17 protein-coding genes are annotated in these 19,087 nt (G+C 57.7%); 13 read left to right on the top strand and 4 right to left on the bottom strand.

What is annotated here, in order from left to right; genetic code table 11:
- The first annotated feature begins 130 nt into the window (after window positions 1-130).
- The 4 genes from metH (at window position 131) to EC836_RS08730 (ending at window position 5,370) form a co-directional block, all read left to right on the top strand.
- Window positions 131-3,814 (top strand): methionine synthase, encoded by a 3,684-nt coding sequence (gene metH / locus EC836_RS08745; RefSeq protein ID WP_123332101.1) that lies wholly within the window; start codon window positions 131-133, stop codon window positions 3,812-3,814.
- 176 nt (window positions 3,815-3,990) lie between these two features.
- Complete coding sequence (locus tag EC836_RS08740; protein ID WP_123332099.1) at window positions 3,991-4,356, top strand: tlde1 domain-containing protein; 366 nt, start codon at window positions 3,991-3,993, stop codon at window positions 4,354-4,356.
- Complete coding sequence (locus EC836_RS24590) at window positions 4,353-4,886, top strand: hypothetical protein (RefSeq protein ID WP_148050357.1); 534 nt, start codon at window positions 4,353-4,355, stop codon at window positions 4,884-4,886. The genes EC836_RS08740 and EC836_RS24590 overlap by 4 nt, the downstream gene beginning before the upstream one ends.
- A 1-nt stretch (window position 4,887) precedes the next feature.
- Window positions 4,888-5,370 (top strand): type VI secretion system tube protein TssD, encoded by a 483-nt coding sequence (locus EC836_RS08730; protein ID WP_123332095.1) that lies wholly within the window; start codon window positions 4,888-4,890, stop codon window positions 5,368-5,370.
- 236 nt (window positions 5,371-5,606) lie between these two features.
- On the opposite strand, the gene EC836_RS08725 is transcribed toward EC836_RS08730, so the two are convergent.
- The gene (locus tag EC836_RS08725; protein WP_123332093.1) at window positions 5,607-6,332 is read right to left on the bottom strand and encodes a UTRA domain-containing protein; all 726 of its coding nucleotides are present in this window, start codon (window positions 6,330-6,332) and stop codon (window positions 5,607-5,609) included.
- 208 nt (window positions 6,333-6,540) lie between these two features.
- Here EC836_RS08725 and EC836_RS08720 point away from each other — a divergent pair, with 208 nt between their 5' ends.
- The 6 genes from EC836_RS08720 (at window position 6,541) to EC836_RS08695 (ending at window position 12,806) form a co-directional block, all read left to right on the top strand.
- On the top strand, window positions 6,541-7,605 hold the full coding sequence (locus EC836_RS08720) for an ABC transporter substrate-binding protein (RefSeq protein WP_123332091.1): 1,065 nt from the start codon (window positions 6,541-6,543) through the stop codon (window positions 7,603-7,605).
- Window positions 7,606-7,614: 9 nt separating this feature from the next.
- The gene (locus tag EC836_RS08715) at window positions 7,615-8,430 is read left to right on the top strand and encodes an alkaline phosphatase family protein (RefSeq protein WP_123332089.1); all 816 of its coding nucleotides are present in this window, start codon (window positions 7,615-7,617) and stop codon (window positions 8,428-8,430) included.
- Window positions 8,427-9,269 carry an ABC transporter permease subunit gene (locus tag EC836_RS08710; protein WP_123332088.1) on the top strand — a complete coding sequence of 281 codons (843 nt, stop codon included), beginning with the start codon at window positions 8,427-8,429 and terminating at the stop codon, window positions 9,267-9,269. Before EC836_RS08715 ends, EC836_RS08710 begins: the two co-directional genes overlap by 4 nt.
- A 13-nt stretch (window positions 9,270-9,282) precedes the next feature.
- Window positions 9,283-10,068, top strand: a complete 786-nt coding sequence (locus EC836_RS08705; protein ID WP_123332086.1) for an ABC transporter permease — start codon at window positions 9,283-9,285, stop codon at window positions 10,066-10,068.
- Between the two features lie 2 nt (window positions 10,069-10,070).
- Window positions 10,071-11,063, top strand: coding sequence for an ABC transporter ATP-binding protein (locus EC836_RS08700; protein ID WP_123332084.1), 993 nt, complete (start codon window positions 10,071-10,073; stop codon window positions 11,061-11,063).
- Window positions 11,064-11,180: 117 nt separating this feature from the next.
- Window positions 11,181-12,806 (top strand): Na/Pi cotransporter family protein, encoded by a 1,626-nt coding sequence (locus tag EC836_RS08695; protein WP_123332082.1) that lies wholly within the window; start codon window positions 11,181-11,183, stop codon window positions 12,804-12,806.
- Between the two features lie 188 nt (window positions 12,807-12,994).
- Here EC836_RS08695 and EC836_RS08690 read toward each other — a convergent pair whose 3' ends face one another.
- Together EC836_RS08690 and EC836_RS08685 are read right to left on the bottom strand one after the other, a co-directional pair.
- A complete protein-coding gene (locus tag EC836_RS08690) occupies window positions 12,995-14,137 on the bottom strand; it encodes a phytanoyl-CoA dioxygenase family protein (RefSeq protein WP_123332080.1) in 1,143 nt (380 codons plus the stop codon).
- 9 nt (window positions 14,138-14,146) lie between these two features.
- Entirely contained in the window at window positions 14,147-14,977 is an 831-nt protein-coding gene (locus EC836_RS08685) for an SDR family oxidoreductase (protein ID WP_123332078.1), read from the bottom strand.
- 119 nt (window positions 14,978-15,096) lie between these two features.
- Between EC836_RS08685 and EC836_RS08680 the strand changes: the two genes are divergently transcribed.
- A complete protein-coding gene (locus tag EC836_RS08680) occupies window positions 15,097-16,104 on the top strand; it encodes a LacI family DNA-binding transcriptional regulator (RefSeq protein ID WP_123332076.1) in 1,008 nt (335 codons plus the stop codon).
- Between the two features lie 16 nt (window positions 16,105-16,120).
- On the opposite strand, the gene EC836_RS08675 is transcribed toward EC836_RS08680, so the two are convergent.
- Window positions 16,121-16,615, bottom strand: coding sequence for a GNAT family N-acetyltransferase (locus tag EC836_RS08675; protein WP_123332074.1), 495 nt, complete (start codon window positions 16,613-16,615; stop codon window positions 16,121-16,123).
- 479 nt (window positions 16,616-17,094) lie between these two features.
- Between EC836_RS08675 and EC836_RS08665 the strand changes: the two genes are divergently transcribed.
- Both EC836_RS08665 and gntR read left to right on the top strand, forming a co-directional pair.
- Window positions 17,095-17,790, top strand: a complete 696-nt coding sequence (locus tag EC836_RS08665) for a pirin family protein (protein WP_123332068.1) — start codon at window positions 17,095-17,097, stop codon at window positions 17,788-17,790.
- Window positions 17,791-17,903: 113 nt separating this feature from the next.
- Window positions 17,904-18,899 carry a gluconate operon transcriptional repressor GntR gene (gene gntR, locus EC836_RS08660; protein WP_123332067.1) on the top strand — a complete coding sequence of 332 codons (996 nt, stop codon included), beginning with the start codon at window positions 17,904-17,906 and terminating at the stop codon, window positions 18,897-18,899.
- Window positions 18,900-19,087: the final 188 nt, after the last annotated feature.

Genomic DNA, 19,087 nt, shown 5'->3' with positions numbered 1-19,087 from the left:
GATCTGGTCGGATCAGTTTGCTGATTCAGCTGAAAATGTCTCATCAGCCGCCGCTGTTACCCGCGCAAAAGTTGTGCCAGTATGATCTGAGGGCAGTGGTGCCATCGGTGACAGGTGAAGGGGCTGGGTTGTGAGCAACAGAATTGAAGTGCTGCATCAGCAGCTGGCAAAACGCATTATGCTGCTGGACGGCGGCATGGGGACCATGATCCAGAGCTACCGGCTGGAAGAGGATGATTTTCGCGGTACGCGTTTTGCCGACTGGCCCAGCGACCTGAAAGGCAATAATGACCTTTTGGTACTGACCAAACCGGAGGTGATTAGCGCGATCCATAACGATTATCTCGCCGCCGGTGCCGACATCCTCGAAACCAATACCTTTAACTCCACCACCATTGCCATGGCCGATTACCAGATGGAATCGCTGTCGGCTGAAATCAACTTCGTCGCGGCAAAGCTGGCGCGTGCCTGCGCCGACGAGTGGACGGCAAAAACGCCGGATCGCCCGCGCTACGTCGCCGGGGTGCTGGGTCCAACTAACCGTACCTGCTCGATTTCGCCGGACGTTAATGACCCTGCCTTCCGTAACGTCACCTTCGATCAGCTGGTGGACGCCTACCGCGAGTCGACCCGTGCGCTGGTCGAGGGCGGTTGCGACATCATCATGATTGAAACGGTGTTCGATACGCTTAACGCCAAGGCGGCAATTTTTGCCGTCAAAACCGAATTCGACGCGCTGGGCGTTGCGCTGCCGCTGATGATCTCCGGCACCATTACCGATGCCTCCGGCCGTACGCTCTCCGGCCAGACCACCGAAGCCTTCTATAACTCCCTGCGCCACGCAGAGCCGCTCTCCTTCGGCCTGAACTGCGCACTGGGTCCGGACGAGCTGCGTCAGTACGTGGCCGAGCTGTCGCGCATCGCCGAAGGCTTCGTCACCGCTCACCCTAACGCCGGCTTGCCTAATGCCTTTGGTGAGTACGATCTGGATGCCAAAACCATGGCGGAACAGATCGGTGAATGGGCGCGAGCCGGATTCCTGAATATTGTCGGCGGCTGCTGCGGCACCACGCCGGAACATATCGCGGCGATGGCGGCAGCGGTCGAAGGCGTGGCCCCGCGTCCGCTACCGACCGTACCGGTTGCCTGCCGTCTTTCCGGGCTGGAACCGCTGAACATCAGCGGCGATACGCTGTTTGTTAACGTCGGTGAACGCACCAACGTCACCGGCTCGGCGAAGTTTAAGCGGCTGATCAAAGAAGAGAAATACAACGAAGCGCTGGACGTTGCCCGCCAGCAGGTGGAAAGCGGCGCGCAGGTGATCGACATCAACATGGATGAGGGGATGCTCGACGCCGAAGCGGCGATGGTGCGTTTCCTTAACCTGATTGCCGGCGAACCGGATATCGCCCGCGTGCCGATCATGATCGACTCCTCCAAGTGGGAGGTGATCGAAAAAGGGCTGAAGTGCATCCAGGGCAAAGGAATCGTGAACTCCATCTCGATGAAGGAGGGCATTGAGCCGTTCCTGCATCACGCCCGGCTGGTGCGCCGTTACGGTGCCGCGATGGTGGTGATGGCCTTTGATGAAACCGGGCAGGCGGATACCCGCGCGCGCAAAATCGAAATCTGCCGCCGCGCCTACAAACTGCTGACCGAAGAAGTCGGCTTCCCGCCGGAAGATATCATCTTTGACCCGAACATCTTCGCCGTGGCGACCGGCATTGAAGAGCACAACAACTACGCGGTGGACTTTATCGGCGCCTGTGAGGACATCAAGCGCGAGCTGCCGCACGCGATGATCTCCGGCGGCGTGTCCAACGTGTCGTTCTCTTTCCGCGGCAACGACCCGGTGCGTGAAGCCATTCACGCCGTATTCCTCTATCACGCCATCCGCAACGGGATGGATATGGGCATTGTGAACGCCGGTCAGCTGGCGATTTATGACGATCTGCCCGACGACCTGCGAGAAGCGGTAGAGGACGTGGTGCAGAACCGCCGCGACGACGGCACCGAGCGCCTGCTGGAACTGGCGGAAAAATACCGCGGCAGCAAAGCCGATGACGACAGCAACAAGCAGCAGGCCGAGTGGCGCGGCTGGGAAGTGGCTAAGCGTCTGGAATACTCGCTGGTGAAAGGCATCACCGAGTTTATCGAAGAAGATACCGAAGCCGCCCGCCAGCTCTCGACCCGACCGATTGAGGTGATTGAAGGCCCGCTGATGGCCGGCATGAACGTGGTCGGCGATCTGTTCGGCGAAGGCAAGATGTTCCTGCCGCAGGTGGTGAAATCCGCCCGCGTGATGAAGCAGGCTGTGGCCTATCTGGAACCCTATATTGAAGCCAGCAAAGAGAAGGGCAGCACCAACGGCAAAATCGTACTGGCGACGGTGAAGGGCGACGTGCACGACATCGGTAAAAACATCGTCGGCGTGGTATTGCAGTGTAATAACTACGAAATTATCGATCTTGGCGTGATGGTGCCGAGTGACAAAATTCTGAAAACCGCCCGCGAGGTCAATGCCGATATTATTGGCCTGTCCGGGCTGATCACGCCGTCGCTGGATGAGATGGTCAACGTGGCGAAGGAGATGGAACGCCAGGGCTTTACCCTGCCGCTGCTGATTGGCGGGGCGACCACCTCTAAGGCCCACACGGCGGTGAAAATCGAGCAGAACTACAGTGGCCCGACGGTCTACGTGCAGAACGCTTCGCGGACCGTTGGCGTGGTGTCCTCTCTGCTGTCGGCGACGCAGTACGACGATTTTGTCGCCCGCACGCGGAAAGAGTACGACACGGTGCGCATCCAGCACGCGCGTAAAAAACCGCGCACGCCGCCGGTCAGCCTGCAGGCGGCGCGCGATAACGCATTCTCGTTTGACTGGGCAAACTACACCCCGCCGCCAGCGCACCGGCTGGGCGTAAGCGAAGTGAGTGCTAACATCGAAACGCTGCGCAACTACATCGACTGGACGCCGTTCTTTATGACGTGGTCGCTGGCGGGGAAATATCCGCGCATTCTGGAAGATGAGGTGGTGGGTGAAGAGGCGAAACGTCTGTTTGCCGACGCCAACGCCATGCTGGACCAGCTCAGCGCCGACGGCACGCTCAATCCGCGTGGCGTGGTGGGGATTTTCCCGGCCAACCGCGTGGATGACGACATTGAAATTTACCGCGATGAGTCACGTACCGAAGTTTTGCAAGTGAGTCATCACTTACGCCAGCAGACAGAGAAGACGGACTTCCCGAACTACTGCCTGGCCGATTATGTCGCGCCAAAATCCAGCGGAAAAGCCGATTACCTTGGTGCGTTTGCCGTGACCGGCGGGCTGGAAGAGGATGCGCTGGCGGAAGCCTTCGACGCGCAGCACGACGACTACAACAAGATTATGATTAAAGCCCTCGCCGACCGTCTGGCGGAAGGCTTTGCCGAATACCTGCATGAGCGGGTGCGTAAAGTGATCTGGGGCTTCGCGGCCACTGAGAACCTGAGCAACGACGAGCTGATCCGCGAAAACTATCAGGGTATCCGTCCCGCACCGGGCTATCCGGCCTGCCCGGAACACACCGAAAAGGCTACGATCTGGCAACTGCTGGATGTGGAAGCGCGAACCGGCATGAAGCTCACCGAATCCTTCGCCATGTGGCCGGGCGCTGCGGTGTCCGGCTGGTATTTCAGCCACCCCGACAGCAAATACTTTGCCGTGGCCCAGCTACAGCGCGATCAGATTGAAGATTACGCGAAGCGTAAAGGCATGTCGGTGAGTGAAGTGGAGCGCTGGCTGGCCCCGAACCTGGGTTACGACGCGGACTGATTTTTCTGCCGGGGTGAGTTATTCACCCCGATTAATTTTTTTATAAACGCTATTACCGCATCCATTAAAGTTAATTCTTAAATCCAGTTAAATACAACGTAGATCACATAAAACCAAATTATTTCTGGCTAGATTACCCCTGCTTACAGAAAGGAAAATAACTCAGGGAGAGTGAAATGACATGGGAATATTCGCAATCAACTGGCGTACTCAGGCACAACGGCAGCATTGTGGCGCGCGGGTATAGTGGGGTGGGTAATGGGCTTAATGCACCCTCCATGCAGCAAGTAGAAGGTGTAGGACCCATCCCGGAAGGGTTTTATCGTGTCAATGGCTATAATAATCATCGGGGTCCCTATACGGTGATTTTAGAACCAATAGCGGGAACAAATACTTTTGGTCGTTCTGCATTCAGAATACATGGTGATAATGCAAGTAAACCTCCTTATTCTTCCTCTGAGGGTTGTATTGTTATTAATGGTGCAGGGCTTCGTCAGTCAATAATAAATTCCGGAGATTCTATTCTACGGGTGGTCAAATGAAAGTATTACTGGCTCTGTTTTTTTCATTATATGTTACTTCGGCTTTCTCGTTTGGCCCTCTTCCATCATCGGTTTGTCAAAAGGTAACTGTTAGCGAAGTAAAAAATAAAATAAAAGAGTTAGGTTCTAAAGGGTATATAGATTATAGCCAGCCCGATGAACAATATAGTGAATGGGAATGTGTGATGGATAACATAACTAATGGATTGCCGGAGTGGCTTGATTTTGTACCGATACTTGCACCCTACACTGATGCTGGAACGGCAGAGGATTTGGGGCTGGTTCTCTCTATTGCGTTACAAACTAACCCAACCAGAGTATTGGATTTAATTGATAACCGAACTCAGGTTCTGAATGAAAGTGAGATATGCTCATTGCCTTTCTATGGCGGAACCAGGGAAGAGAGAAATCAGTATGTAGTTAATGTGATCGAAGCGCTTTATAAAGCCAGAAACGGAAAAAAATGCCTGTCTCACATTATCAGTGTGATAGGTAAGTCAACGGCTGAAGATTTTTATGAGGTGAATTAATATGGCTATTCCAGTCTATTTATTCTTGACTGATGACTGTGGTCGTATTGTTGAAGGTGGCGTCGATATTTCTGGTCGTGAAGGCAGTGTCGAAGTTCTGGGTGTTCATCACAGTATTACCCTGCCAACCGATGACTTAACAGGGCAAATAACAGGTAATCGCCAGCATCTGCCATTTATGATTGAAAAAGAAATCGACTGCTCTTCACCTTTACTCTATCGGGCTTTAACCAACGGCCGTGCGCTAAAAACTGTAGAAGCGAAATGGTATAACATTAATTATAACGGACAGGAAGTTGAATATTTTAATACGCTAATGGAAAATGTCAGGGTGGTCAGTATCTCCCCTGTGATGTTTGATATTAAAGATGTTAATAAAGAGAAATTCAATCATATGGAGCTGGTAGAGTTCCGTTACGAAAAAATCAGCTGGAAATTCATTGACGGAAATATCAGTCACACTGACGACTGGATTCGGAGATAGTCCATTGAGCATCAGGTCGTTACCGATGATTTACTCTGTACACCGTGTCAGTAAATTCACCGCACCGCCAATCTTAACGGGCTGGAGAGAACATTCGGGTAAGCGGGCCTTTTGAGCGCAAGGATGCGCGAGCCAGGCCCCCCTGTAAGGATTTACGGTGTGCCTGCGTACTGAATGATCTCTCCAGAGCCCGGCTGTAAACGGAAGTCACTAAAATCGACAACCGATCCGGTATGTCACATCACGCCGGTGGGAGCCTGATCCACCTCAACCGCGATATATAGCGCGTCGTAGCGCCAGTATTCGCAGTCGCAGTCTATCACCCGGTCGTGCTGGTCACGGTTAAGCCGGGTGATAAACAGCGCCGGGCTGCCCGCCGCTACCTTGAGCGCCGGTGCGGCAAAGTCCGGCAGCGGCGCGGGCAGCATGGTGAAGCCCACACGGCCATAGCGAATGCCGTACTCTTCCTGATAAAGCTGGGTCAGCGAGCGCGTTAAGTCGTGCTCCAGCAGCTGCGGGAAATAGCGCGGATTCAGATAGTGCTCCACGTACAGCACCGCGCGCTCGTCAATCCGCCGCAGGCGGCGAATGCGGTAAACGTCCTCTCCCTCCTGCATTTCCAGCCGTGCCGCCAGCCCGGCCTCTGCCGCTACCGTCTGCGCATCCAGCACCTCGGTGCGCGCGCTGCGCCCCTGACGTTCGGCCATCGCATGAAAATGGCTGCGTAAAAGCGGGTCATAGGCCAGCCGCGGCGGGGCGATAAACCAGCCCCGGCGCAGTTCGCGATAAATCATCCCTTCCGCTTCCAGCTGCCCCAGCGCCTCGCGCAGCGTAATGCGCGTGGTGGAGAACTGTTCGCTCAGGATGCGCTCGGCGGGCAGTCGGCCGCTGTCGGCGAAGTCGCCCTGACGAATACGGGCGGCCAGCGTCCGGCAAATGACATCCACAGTTAATGATTTCATCACATCAGAGCCTCAAATTAGTGCGAGCCTGCACATAAAACGCGCGCAGCCCGCCTTTCCGTACCGCTTACGATCCTGGCAGGTGTTGCTGGTCTAGTCCACAGCCTGCGCGTGCTGTCATAAAACATTCACTCTGCCAGGTTAGATTGGCTCGGTTCTTGCTGGACTAGTCCAGAAGGCCATTAACCCTATCACCTGGAGCATCAGTATGAAATCTTTGTTCGCATCCGTGTTAGCCAGTGCCATCGTTGTGTCGTTTTCGGCCAGCAGCTGGGCTGCCGACGCCGACCTGGCGGCGCTTGAAAAATCCGCCCGTGCGGAAGGTCAGGTCAACAGCGTCGGCATGCCAGACAGCTGGGCTAACTGGAAAGGCACCTGGGAAGATATCACCAGCAAGTACGGCATTAAACACAGCGACACCGACATGTCCTCCGCGCAGGAAATTGCCAAATTCGCCGCTGAGAAAAACAACGCCAGCGCCGATATCGGTGACGTGGGGGCTTCATTTGGTCCGTTAGCCGTGCAGAAGGGCGTTACCCAGCCGTACAAACCGAGCACCTGGGATCAAATCCCTGACTGGGCGAAGGATAAAGACGGCCACTGGGCGCTGGCCTACACCGGCACCATCGCCTTCATCATCAATAAAGACCAGGTGAAGGATATCCCGCACAGCTGGGCCGACCTGAAAAAAGGCAAATACGTCGTTACCATCGGTGATGTTGGCATCGCTGCACAGGCGGCGAACGGCGTGCTGGCGGCGAGCTACGCGCTTGGCGGCAACGAGAAGAACCTGAAACCGGCGCTGGACTTCTTTAGCGATCTGGCGAAAGAAGGCCGTCTGGGCGTGACCGATCCGGTGATCGCCAACATTGAAAAAGGTGAAATCCAGGTTGCCGTTGTCTGGGACTTTAACGGCCTGAACTACCGCGATCAGATTGACCGCAGCCGCTTTGAAGTGGTGATCCCATCCGACGGCTCCATCACTTCCGGCTACACCACCATCATCAACAAATTCGCCAAACACCCTAACGCCGCCAAGCTGGCACGTGAATATATCTTCTCCGATGCCGGTCAGATCAACCTGGCGCGCGGCTACGCCCGTCCAATCCGCGCCGAGCATCTGACCCTGCCGGAAGATGTGCAGGCCAAACTGCTGCCGGCCAGCGAGTACAAAAACGCTCACCCGATTGCCGACCAGGCCGCCTGGGATAAAGCCTCGAAAGCGCTGCCGCGTATGTGGCAGGAAAACGTCATCATTAACATGAAGCAATAAGGTCGGACGATGAAAACGATTCTGGTAGTGCTGGACGGTCTTAACTTTCAGGTTGCACGCGATGCAATGGGCTATCTTCATGCGGAATGTGCGCAGGGTAACGGGCAGCGCTACCAGATCACCTGCGAGCTGCCGTCGCTCTCGCGGCCGCTGTATGAATGCATTCTCACCGGCATTACGCCGGTGAAAAGCGGCATTATTCACAACGGCGTGAGCCGTCTGAGCACGCAGCAAAGCATTTTTCACTATGCCCGTGAGGGCGGCCTGACCACCGCAGCGGCCGCCTATCACTGGGTTAGCGAGCTGTATAACCGCACGCCGTTTGTGCCCGCTCGCGATCGCCATACGACAGCCGTTGAGCTGCCGATTCAATATGGCCATTTTTATTCCGATGATGTCTATCCCGATTCGCACCTGTTTGAAGATGCCGAAAGCCTGCGGCTGAACCATCAGCCCGACTTTCTGCTGATCCACCCGATGAATATCGACGATACCGGGCATAAGTTCGGTTTCTCTTCTTCGCAGTACCGCAACCGCGCGCGCATGGCCGACGGCTATCTGTCGCAGTGGATGCCGGAGTGGCTGCGCCAGGGCTACCAGGTAATCGTCACCGCCGACCACGGTATGAACGACGACCGCAGTCACGGCGGCACTCTGCCGGAAGAAACGCAGGTACCGCTGTTCGTCTTCGGCTCCGCGTTTTCCCTGCGCGAGGACGCCGCACCGAAGCAAACCGAGCTGTGCGGCACGGTGTGTCAGATCCTCGGTGTGCCGCACGATAAGCCGGTCTGTGCGCCGCTGCTGCGGTCGGGGGAGCTGGCATGACGAAAGGAAAGGGGCTTGCGCTGCTTTGCCTGCTGCCGTTTGCGGTGTTTTACATCGCGTTTCAGATCGCGCCGCTGGTCTGGATTGCGGTTAACAGCTTCTACAGTGAAATGAACGAGGCCTGGGGATGGGCCAACTACACCGACATCCTCACCTCCACGTTTTACCAGCAGGCGATACGCTTCTCGCTGGATATCTCATTCTGGTCAAGCGTGTACGGCCTGATTATCGCGCTGCTGGGCGGCTATTCGCTGCACCAGCTCGGCGGCGGCAGGCTGCACCGCTTCCTGATGTCGTTTACCAATATGACCAGCAACTTTGCCGGCGTGCCGCTGGCGTTTGCCTTCGTCATCCTGCTCGGTCTGAACGGCTGTCTGACGCTGCTGATGCGTAAATACGAAATCATGCAGGGCTTTAAGCTCTACTCTACCGACGGGCTGATCGTGGTGTACACCTGGTTCCAGATCCCGCTGGGCATTCTGCTGCTCTATCCGGCGTTTGACGCGCTGAAAAAGGAGTGGCAGGAATCGGCCGCCCTGCTCGGTGCCAGCCGCTGGCGCTACTGGCGTCATATTGGTCTGCCGGTAATGGCTCCGGCGCTGGTGGGCACCTTCGTGATCCTGCTGGCGAACGCCCTGGGCGCTTACGCCACGATTTATGCGCTGACCACCGGCAACTATAACGTCATCCCGGTACGTATTGCTGCGCTGGTTTCCGGCGATGTTTCACTCGATCCTAATATGGGCAGCGCGCTGGCGATGCTGCTGGTGGTGCTGATGTCGATTATCACCGTAGTTCATCAGTGGCTGGTGCGCCGCAGCTACCAGTACGCGCGCTGAGGCAGGAGGAACAATGTCGAAAAGTGAATACGTTTATCACCGGATCATCGTTTGGCTGGTGTTTGTTATCCTTGCGCTGCCGCTGGTGGCCACGCTGTTCTACGCGCTGGCAACCCGCTGGGGCGCAACGATTCTGCCCGACGGCTTAACCTTCAAATGGCTGATTCAGCTGTGGAGCGACCCGCGTTTTCTGATAGCGCTCTGGCATTCGCTGCTGATTTGCCTCGGCTCGCTGCTGTTCTCGCTGCTGCTGGTGCTGCCGACGATGTTTGTGATCGCTTACTATTTCCCGAAGCTCGACGCGGTGATGAATATCCTGATCCTGCTGCCGTTTGCTATACCGCCGGTGGTCTCTTCGGTGGGGCTGCTGCAGCTGTACTCTTCGCCGCCGCTGATGCTGACCGGCACGCCGTGGATCCTCATCGGTTGCTACTTCACCATCGCGCTGCCGTTCATCTATCGCGCCATCGCCAACAATATGCAGGCGATCAACCTGCGTGAGCTGATCGATGCCGCCCATCTGCTGGGTGCAAGCACCTGGCAGGCCGCGCTGCTGGTGGTGCTGCCTAACCTGCGCAAAGGCGCGACGATTGCCGTGCTGCTGTCGTTCTCTTTCCTGATCGGTGAGTTTGTCTTCGCTAACCTGCTGGTCGGCACCAGCTTTGAAACGCTGCAGGTCTATCTCTACAACGTGCGCAACAGCAGCGGGCATTTCAGCAGCGCGCTGGTGATCTCCTATTTCGTTGTTGTCCTGCTGGTCACCTGGCTGGCCAATACCCTGAATCGTGAACGAGGCTGAAGATGTCGTATTTAACTGTGACCCAACTGAATAAGAGCTACGGACCGACCAGCATCTTTCAGGATATTGAATTCAGCGCGGAAGAGGGCGAACTGGTGACGCTGCTGGGCCCCAGCGGCTGCGGTAAATCTACGCTGTTACGCTGCATCGCCGGACTGACCAGCGTAGACAGCGGCCGTATTCTGCTGAAGGGAGAGGATATTGTGCCGGTGACGCCGCAAAAGCGCGCCATCGGCATGGTGTTCCAGAGCTACGCGCTGTTCCCCAATATGACCGTTGAACGCAACGTCGCCTTCGGTCTGAAGATGCAAAAGCTGCCCGCCGCCGAGATCCAGCAGCGGGTAGCGGAAGCGCTGGAGCTGGTTGAGCTGCAGGATTTTGCCCGCCGCTACCCGCATCAGTTGTCCGGCGGCCAGTGTCAGCGGGTAGCGCTGGCGCGCTCGCTGGTGACCCGCCCGCGTCTGCTGCTGCTGGACGAACCGCTGTCGGCGCTGGATGCGCGTATTCGCCGCCATCTGCGCGATCAGATCCGCCGCATTCAGCAGGAGCTGAATCTGACCACGCTATTCGTCACGCACGATCAGGAAGAGGCGCTGACCATGTCCGACCGAATTGTGCTGATGAACAAAGGCAAAATCGTGCAGAGCGGCAACGCGGAAGCGCTGTACACCCAGCCCGCCGACCTGTTCGCCGCCGGATTTATGGGTAACTTTAATCTGCTCAGCGCCGAGCAGGCGCTGCAGCTGACGGGCCAGCGGTTCAGCGGTCAGGTCGCTATCCGCCCCGAGTCGATGCTGCTGTGCCCGCCGGGCCAGGGCATACCGGCGTCAATTCTCAGCCACAGCCTGCTGGGCAACGTGATTCGCTACCGGGTTCAGGCCGGAGATGTCGAGCTGCTGGTGGATGTGCTGAACCGCTCGGTCGACGATCTGCATCCGACTGGCTATCCGGTGGGGCTGGTGCTGGATACGCACACGATGCGGGAAGTCGCCTGATATCACGCTGATAAAAAAGATTTTTTCTGTATATCGGCTAAACTTAACGCTGTGAGACACAAAGCTTACGTGGCTTTGCGTTTGATATTGTTACAGACGTTGTGAGGTCGATATCCGGTGTTAACTCTGTTAAATCTTCTTTCTGCCGTCGCGCTACTGGTGTGGGGAACCCACATCGTGCGGACCGGCATCATGCGCGTTTACGGCGCCGATCTGCGGCGGGTGCTCAGCCGCAGCGTGGAAAAAAAACCGATGGCGTTCCTCGCCGGGATCGGTGTGACCGCGCTGGTACAAAGCAGCAACGCCACCACGCTGCTGGTCACCTCTTTTGTTGCCCAGGAGCTGGTCGGGCTGACGCCTGCGCTGGTGGTGATCCTCGGCGCGGATGTTGGTACGGCGCTGATGGCCCGTATCCTGACGTTCGATCTGTCGTGGCTGTCACCGCTGTTTATCTTCTTCGGTGTAGTGTTCTTCCTTGGCCGTAAACAGACCCGCGCCGGGCAGCTGGGGCGTGCCAGCATCGGCCTTGGGCTAATCCTGCTGGCGCTGCAGCTGATCGTGGCCGCCGCCGCGCCGATCACCCAGGCGTCCGGGGTGAAAGTGCTGTTCTCCTCGCTGACCGGCGATGTGATGCTGGATGCGCTGATCGGCGCGGTGTTTGCCATTATCAGCTACTCCAGCCTGGCGGCGGTGCTGATCACCGCGACGCTGACCGCCACCGGCGTGATTTCATTTAAGGTGGCGCTGTGCCTGGTGATCGGGGCCAATCTCGGCAGCGGGCTGCTGGCGATGCTCAACAACAGCACCTCGAACGCCGCCGGTAAACGGGTGGCCCTCGGCAGCCTGCTGTTTAAATTTATCGGTTCGCTGCTGGTGCTGCCGTTTATCGATCTGCTGGCGGACTGGCTGGCGAAGCTGCCGGTCAGCGATGAAGAACTGGTCATTTTCTTCCACGTTTTCTACAACCTAATCCGCTGTGTGATTATGGTGCCGTTTGCCGAGCCGATGGCCGGGCTGTGTAAGCGCCTGATCCGCGAGGAGCCGGAAAACGACCTGCGGCTGAAGCCAAAGCATCTGGATACCAGCTCGCTGGATACCCCGGCGCTGGCGCTGGCCAATGCCGCCCGCGAAACCCTGCGCATGGGCGACGTGCTGGAGCAGATGCTGGCGACGTTCAGCAAGGTGGTGCACGGCGAGCTGCGTGAGGATCGGGAGATCCGCAAGCTGGATGATGATGTCGACGTGCTGTACACGGCGATCAAGCTTTACCTGGCGCAGATGCCGAAGGAAGACCTGCCGGAAGAGGATTCGCGCCGCTGGGCCGAAATCATTGAAATGGCGCTGAACCTGGAGCAGTCCGGGGATATTCTTGAACGCATGAGCGGCGACGTGGCGGACAAATCGCTGGCCGCGCGGCGGGCGTTCTCGGTTGAAGGCATGCAGGAACTGGATGCGCAGCTTGAGCTGCTGACCAGCAATCTGCGCCTCAGCCTGTCGGTATTCCTCTCCCGCGATCTGACCAGCGCCAAACGGCTGCGCCGCTCCAAACATCGCTTCCGCATCACCAACCGCCGCTATTCCCATGCTCACGTCGACCGGCTGCATCAGCATAACGTGCAGAGTATCGAGACCAGTTCGCTGCACCTGGGGCTGCTGGGCGATATGAAGCGCCTGAACTCGCTGTTCTGCGCGGTGGCCTACAGCGTGCTGGAACAGGCGGATGATGATAAAGATGATGAGTAATACGATCGGATTCTGGTTCGGGGCACGTGGGGAAGGCGGTTGAATATCAGCGCACCGGCCCGCAGGGGGCGGTGCGCTGGGGTGATTGAGCGGCTAAATCAGCACCGCATACAATTCCATCAGGGCAAAATCGTTCACTTCCCTGTTGGCTGCTATGTCAGTCACGAAGTCGGGCACCAGTCCCGGTATCAGGCCTGGCGTTTCTGCGTATGCTCGGCCAGCTGCTGGTTGAAATGCACCGGCGTCCACTTCTCCTGCAACGCCTGTAACAGCAGGGCCTGCTGAGTCTGCGGCACCAGCCCGCCCAGCGGCGGATCGGTATCCAGATTGGTTGGAAATGAGTAGCCCTCCGCGGCGGATGCGATAACCGCACTGAGTTTATCTTCCGGCAGTTCGCGCTGAAGCAGGGCCGGATAGATACTCTGCAGCACCTTGATATGGTTGACCTTCTCCATGGCTTTGCCAAAGCTGGATGACACCTGCAGCAGGTTGGCGGTGCGCACGCGATCCTGCGTGACGTTATTGCCCGCCGCATGGAACAGCGCCGGGTTAAAGAACAGGCCGTCGCCCTTGTGCAGCGGCAGCTGGATGGCATGCTGCTGGAAATAATCAATAAACTGCGGATCCCGCCAGGCCAGATAGCCCGCCTGGTACTGCTGCGACCACGGCAGCAGCTGGGTCGGGCCGGATTCCAGCTGCATCTCGGTGTGCGCCACCGCACCCTGCAACGTCAGGTACTGTGACAGTTTTTGCAGCGGCAGCGGGAACTGCTCGACCACTTCGTTGCTCTGAAAACCGAGGTGATAATCGCGATGCGGCTGCTGTGCCTTACCGCCGGGACGCACCTGATTCACCTGGGCGGTGATCTCGTAGCCCGGCCCCAGCCAGCTTTCGCAGATAATTGCCAGCAGCGGATTGTCGTAGTAGTCAATAAAGGCGTCGGCGTCGCGCTCTGCCACCTTTTGCAGCGCGTTCCAGATGCGGCCGTTGCTGCCCGCTTTGGCGAAGTGATCGCCACCGCCGCCCGCTGCCGCTTCGTCTTGCAGAATCTCTTCGAAAAGCTGGCTGCTGCGGTCCACCGCCGCCAGGTTGTCATACAGCCCTTTCACCACGAACACGCCGGGTCCGGAAGAGAGCGCGCGGTGCAGCTCGCTCAGCACCGCTTTACGATCGTCGCGCGCGGCGCTTAACAGCGAATCGGCGCGGTAAATCAGCACGTTCAGCTCGCTGCTCTGTGCCAACGGATAATCGTCCTGGCGCAGCGTCTGGCGGCAAACCGCCGCAAAATCATCAACCTTCAGCTGCTTTTCCTGTAGATAGATAGCGTTCATAACGGCTCCTTACAGGCTCAGCGGCTGCTGGGGTTTTGGCGCGCCGTCGTCGCCACAGCCCACGACGTTCTGATCGAAATCGATCACCGCACCGGTCATCATCCCGGACTCTTCAGAGAGTAAAAACGCCACGCCGCGCGCCACTTCACGCGGCTTCAGCAGGCGGCCAAACGGCTGCTCGCGCTCGGCTTTCTCCAGCCAGCCATCGGAGGCCTGGTGATACTGCTTCTGAATATCATCCTCGTGCGGGGTATCCATCCAGCCGATGTTCAGGCCGTTGACCCGAATGCGGTTGCGCATGGCGCTGAATGCGACGTTTTTGGTCAGTGTCACCAGCGCGCCTTTGGAGGCAGCGTAGGTGGTGAGGAAGCTTTGGCCGCCGTGGGAGGTCATGGTGATGATGTTGACGATGCTGCCTTCCGTGCCGTTCGCCACCATCAGTTTGATCGCTGCCTGCATCAGGAAGAACGGTGCGCGGACGTTGACAGCAAAAATGGCGTCAAACAACTCCGGGGTGGTGTTGAGGATGGTGCCGCGATCGGACATCCCGGCGCAGTTGACCAGGCCGTGCAGCACGCCGAAGCGGCTTTCCGCGGCGGCGATCACCTGCTCGCAGGAGTGTGGATCGGTCAGGTCGGCGGCGACAAATCCGGCGTCGCAGCCCAGCGCACGCAGTTTCGCCACCTGCTCTTCACCTGCTCGCGCGTTACGCCCGCAGATAATCAGGCCGCGCGCGCCGCGTTCCGCCAGCAGCTCGGCCACCGCTGCGCCCAGGCCCTGGGTACCGCCGGTCACCACATACACTTTGTCCTGAAACTGCCTGTTGAAGTCTGAACTCATGATTAAGCGCCTTTATAGTTTTTTGTCGGATACAGGGTGAGGAACATTTGCTCTTAACCACCTTATCACTTACATTTTTTTAACAACACGCGCCGATGACCTCAAAAAGACCTCAAATTATGAAGTTCTCTATTAAACAGATCGCCGCGCAGTCGGGCGTCAGCAAGGCGACGGTGGATCGCGCGCTGCACAAACGCGGCAGCGTACATCCGCAGACCGAACGGCGAATTGCCGCCGCCATCCGCGATCTTGAGCTACAGCAGCGGGTGAATCTGGCCAGCGGCAGAACGCTGAATATCGACGTGGTGCTGCATACCCCCGAGCGCTTCAGTTCGCTGGTCAGCGCCGCGCTGCTCAGCCAGCTCGGCAGCCTGGCACCGTTTCGCCTGATGCTGCGCTTTCACGTCTTCGAGCAGATCGATGCAAAGTCGCTACGGCAGCTTTTACTGCGCTGTGGCAGCGACAGCTACGGGGTGATCCTCAAGGTCAGCGATGAGTCGCCGCTGAACGCCAGCGTGGAGGAGTTGCTGCATCAACGGGTGCCGGTGGTGACGCTGGTCACCGATCTGCCCGACAGCGCGCGTATTCGCTATGTGGGCATGGATAACGGCAGCGCGGGGCGCACGGCGGCTTATCTGCTGTCGCGCTGGCTGGGGCCGCAGCCTCATTCGGTAGCGGTGGTACTCAGCAGCGCGGGATTTCGCGGTGAAGAGGAGCGGGTGGCGGGGTTTAGCGACGGGCTGCGCCAGCTCGCGCCGCAGCATAATGTGGTGCGTATCAGCGAGGGCTACGGCGTCGACAGCCTGACGTTTGAGCGAGTGAGCGACGCGCTGGTCAGCGATCCGGCCATCAGCGCGGTTTACTGCGTCGGCGGTGGCAACCGGGCTATCTTTCGCGCGTTTACCAGCCAGCAGCGCTCGCTGCGCGCGTTTATTGCCCACGATCTGGATGAGGAAAATCGGGAAATGCTGGCCGAACGGCAGCTGGATGCGGTGATCGATCACGATCTGCGCGCCGATGCCCGCACTGCGCTCCAGGCGATCCTGCGCTTTCACGGCTTTTTGCCGCCGGAAGAGGAAGCGGGGGTGTTCTCGCGGGTGAACGTGGTGACGCCCTTTAACCTGTAGGCGTCACCCGCTGGATTCACTCTTTCAGACGCGCCATAAACAGCGCATCGACCTGCACGCCGTTGCGCACGCCGAAGCGAACGCCGCGGCCTTCGGTCACGAAGCCAAATTTCTCATACAGCGCGATGGCCGCCTGATTATCGGCGTACACGGTGAGTTCAATACGATCCACCTGCAGCCAGCTGTCGCAGAGATCGACTATCGCCGTCATCATCGCCTTCGCCACGCCCTTGCCACGATGGCGAGCGTCCACGCCCAGGCTAAATGTCGCCGTATGGCGGCGGCGCGCCGGGGTATTCAGCGCCACAAAGCACTGGCCGACGATCTGGCCGTCAATGCAGGCCACCAGCATATGCTGCCCGTCCGGCGTATTTTTTAGCTTCTCCTGCCAGCGCTGTAGTGAAGGGTAAGGGAGCTGAAGCGTATCGCTGTAGGTTTCCGGCTGGCTGTACATCTGATGCAGCGCCGCAGCGTCATCAGGCTCGGCGTGTCGAACGATAATCTCACTCACCTTTACTCTCCTTAGTGTTAGAAAACCTCTTTAAAATCAGGGTTTTTTATCATCAAATCAAGTAAAAATAATCAGAAAAGAGCTTTACAAGTGCGAATGATAATGATTATTATTGCTATGCGTTTTCAGCAGAGCTCTGCTACTGGCTGAGAAGGCACGACATTGCTCACATTGCTTCCAGTGTTTCTTAGCCAGCTCGGGTGCTGGCTTTTTTTTTGCCTGCGTTTCGCCCAACTCATCCAATCTTACCCAGTTACCCATTCCCAGTTACTCATTCCCGGTTCGGTGCAGATTTCCCTGCTGAAGCCATTTCTTCTGTCGTCGTGAATAGCGCTGTCGCTTTGTTGCCGCTATTCCAACCTGACTGATGCTATCGCCACTATTTCATCGAATAATTTGAACAGAGGAGACAATTTTCTCCGCTATCAACACGACCCGATCCGGCGCAGACTACGTTAAAACATTGAGGAGAATTGAATATGATCTACTTACGTAAAGCACAGGATCGGGGCCACGCAAACCACGGCTGGCTGGACAGCTACCACACGTTCTCTTTCGCTAACTATTACGATGCCAACTTTATGGGCTTCTCCGCGCTGCGGGTGATTAACGAAGACGTGATCGATGGCGGTCAGGGTTTTGGCACCCATCCGCATAAAGATATGGAGATCCTGACCTACGTGCTTTCCGGCACCGTGGAGCATCAGGACAGCATGGGCAATAAAGAGCAGATCCCGGCGGGTGAGTTCCAGATTATGAGTGCGGGCACCGGCGTACGTCATTCCGAGTACAACGGCAGCAAAGACGTGCCGCTGCACCTGTATCAGATCTGGATTATCCCGGAGAAAAACGGCATCGAACCACGCTACGCACAGCGCCGCTTTGATGATGTGCAGGGCCGTCAGCTGGTGCTGTCGCCGGATGCGCGCGACGGTTCACTGAAGGTTTACCAGGATATGACGCTGTCCCGCTGGGCGTTTAAAGCGGGCGAACAGGGCACGGCAGACGTCGCGGAAGGCCGCAAGATCTGGATCCAGGTGGTGAAGGGCGATGTCACCGTCAATGGAGAAGCGGCGACCACCAGCGATGCGTTTGCCATTTGGGATGAAGCGACTCTGGAGATTACCGCCAGCAGCGACGCTGAGATCCTGCTGTTCGATCTGCCGCCGGTTTAAGTTAGTCGAAGATAGCTGCATCACACTTTGGGCGCGGGGAACCGCGCCCTTTCTCTCTTTCCCCCGCATTTTTGTTACACTCAGCCGGATACCGACCAACCAGCTGAAGCCTAATGAAGAAAAAAAGACCGGTACTACAGGATGTTGCCGATCGCATCGGCATCACTAAAATGACCGTCAGCCGCTATCTGCGTAACCCCGAGCAGGTTTCCGCCGCGCTGCAGGGTAAAATTGCCGCCGCGCTGGACGAGCTGGGCTACATTCCTAACCGCGCGCCGGATATGCTTTCCAACGCCACCAGCCGGGCGATTGGCGTTCTGCTGCCGTCGCTGACCAACCAGGTGTTTGCCGACGTGCTGCGCGGCATTGAAACCGTGACCGATGCGGCGGGCTACCAGACGCTGGTCGGCCACTTCGGCTACAGTCCGGAGAAAGAAGAGCTGCAGCTGCGCTCCCTGCTGGGCTGGAATATCGACGGCCTGATCCTCACCGAACGCACCCATACCGCTGCCAGCCTGCGGATGATCGAAACCGCCGGGATTCCGGTGATTGAGATGATGGACAGCGTTTCTCCCTGCCTGGATATGGCGGTGGGATTCGACAACGTCGAGGCGGCGCGGCAGATGACCCAGGCCATTTTGCAGCGCGGCCACCGGCACCCGGTTTACCTCGGCGCGCGGCTGGACGAACGTACCCTGCAAAAAGAGCGCGGCTATGCGCAGGCGATGCGCGAAGCCGGGCTGGAACCCAAAACCGTGATGATGGAGGCCGCCTCGTCGTTTACCGCCGGCGCGATGCTGCTGCGCGAGGCGCAGAAGCGCTACCCGCAGACCGACAGCCTGTTCTGTACCAACGATGACCTGGCGGTGGGCGCGATGTTTGAGTGCCAGCGGCAGGGGCTGCGGGTGCCGGAACAGATGGCGATCGCCGGTTTTCACGGCCACGATATTGCCAAAGCGACCACGCCTCGTCTGGCTACCGTGCAGACCCCGCGCGAGCAGATGGGCAAAGAAGCCGCCACGATGCTGCTGGCGCGCATTCGCGGTGAAGAGGTCGATGGCGGTCCACGGGATATCGGCTTTACGCTCTCCGTCGGCGAAAGCATTTAACCCCAACGGGCGCATCCGCGTCCGTTATCTGTTTGTGCCTCTTTCCCTCTGAATTTACCGTTTCTTTGAAGTTCCTCACATTTACCAGCTTTTCCCGCCGCAGCTGTTGCCATAATTTGTACAGCACCAGACAATGTTACCGATAACAAATTGCCGTTCACACCTGCTATAGACTCTGACGGAGCAAA

The organism is Erwinia sp. JUb26 (assembly GCF_003751505.1).
GTDB lineage: Bacteria > Pseudomonadota > Gammaproteobacteria > Enterobacterales > Enterobacteriaceae > Erwinia.
This window is presented reverse-complemented; position numbering and strand designations above follow the sequence as displayed.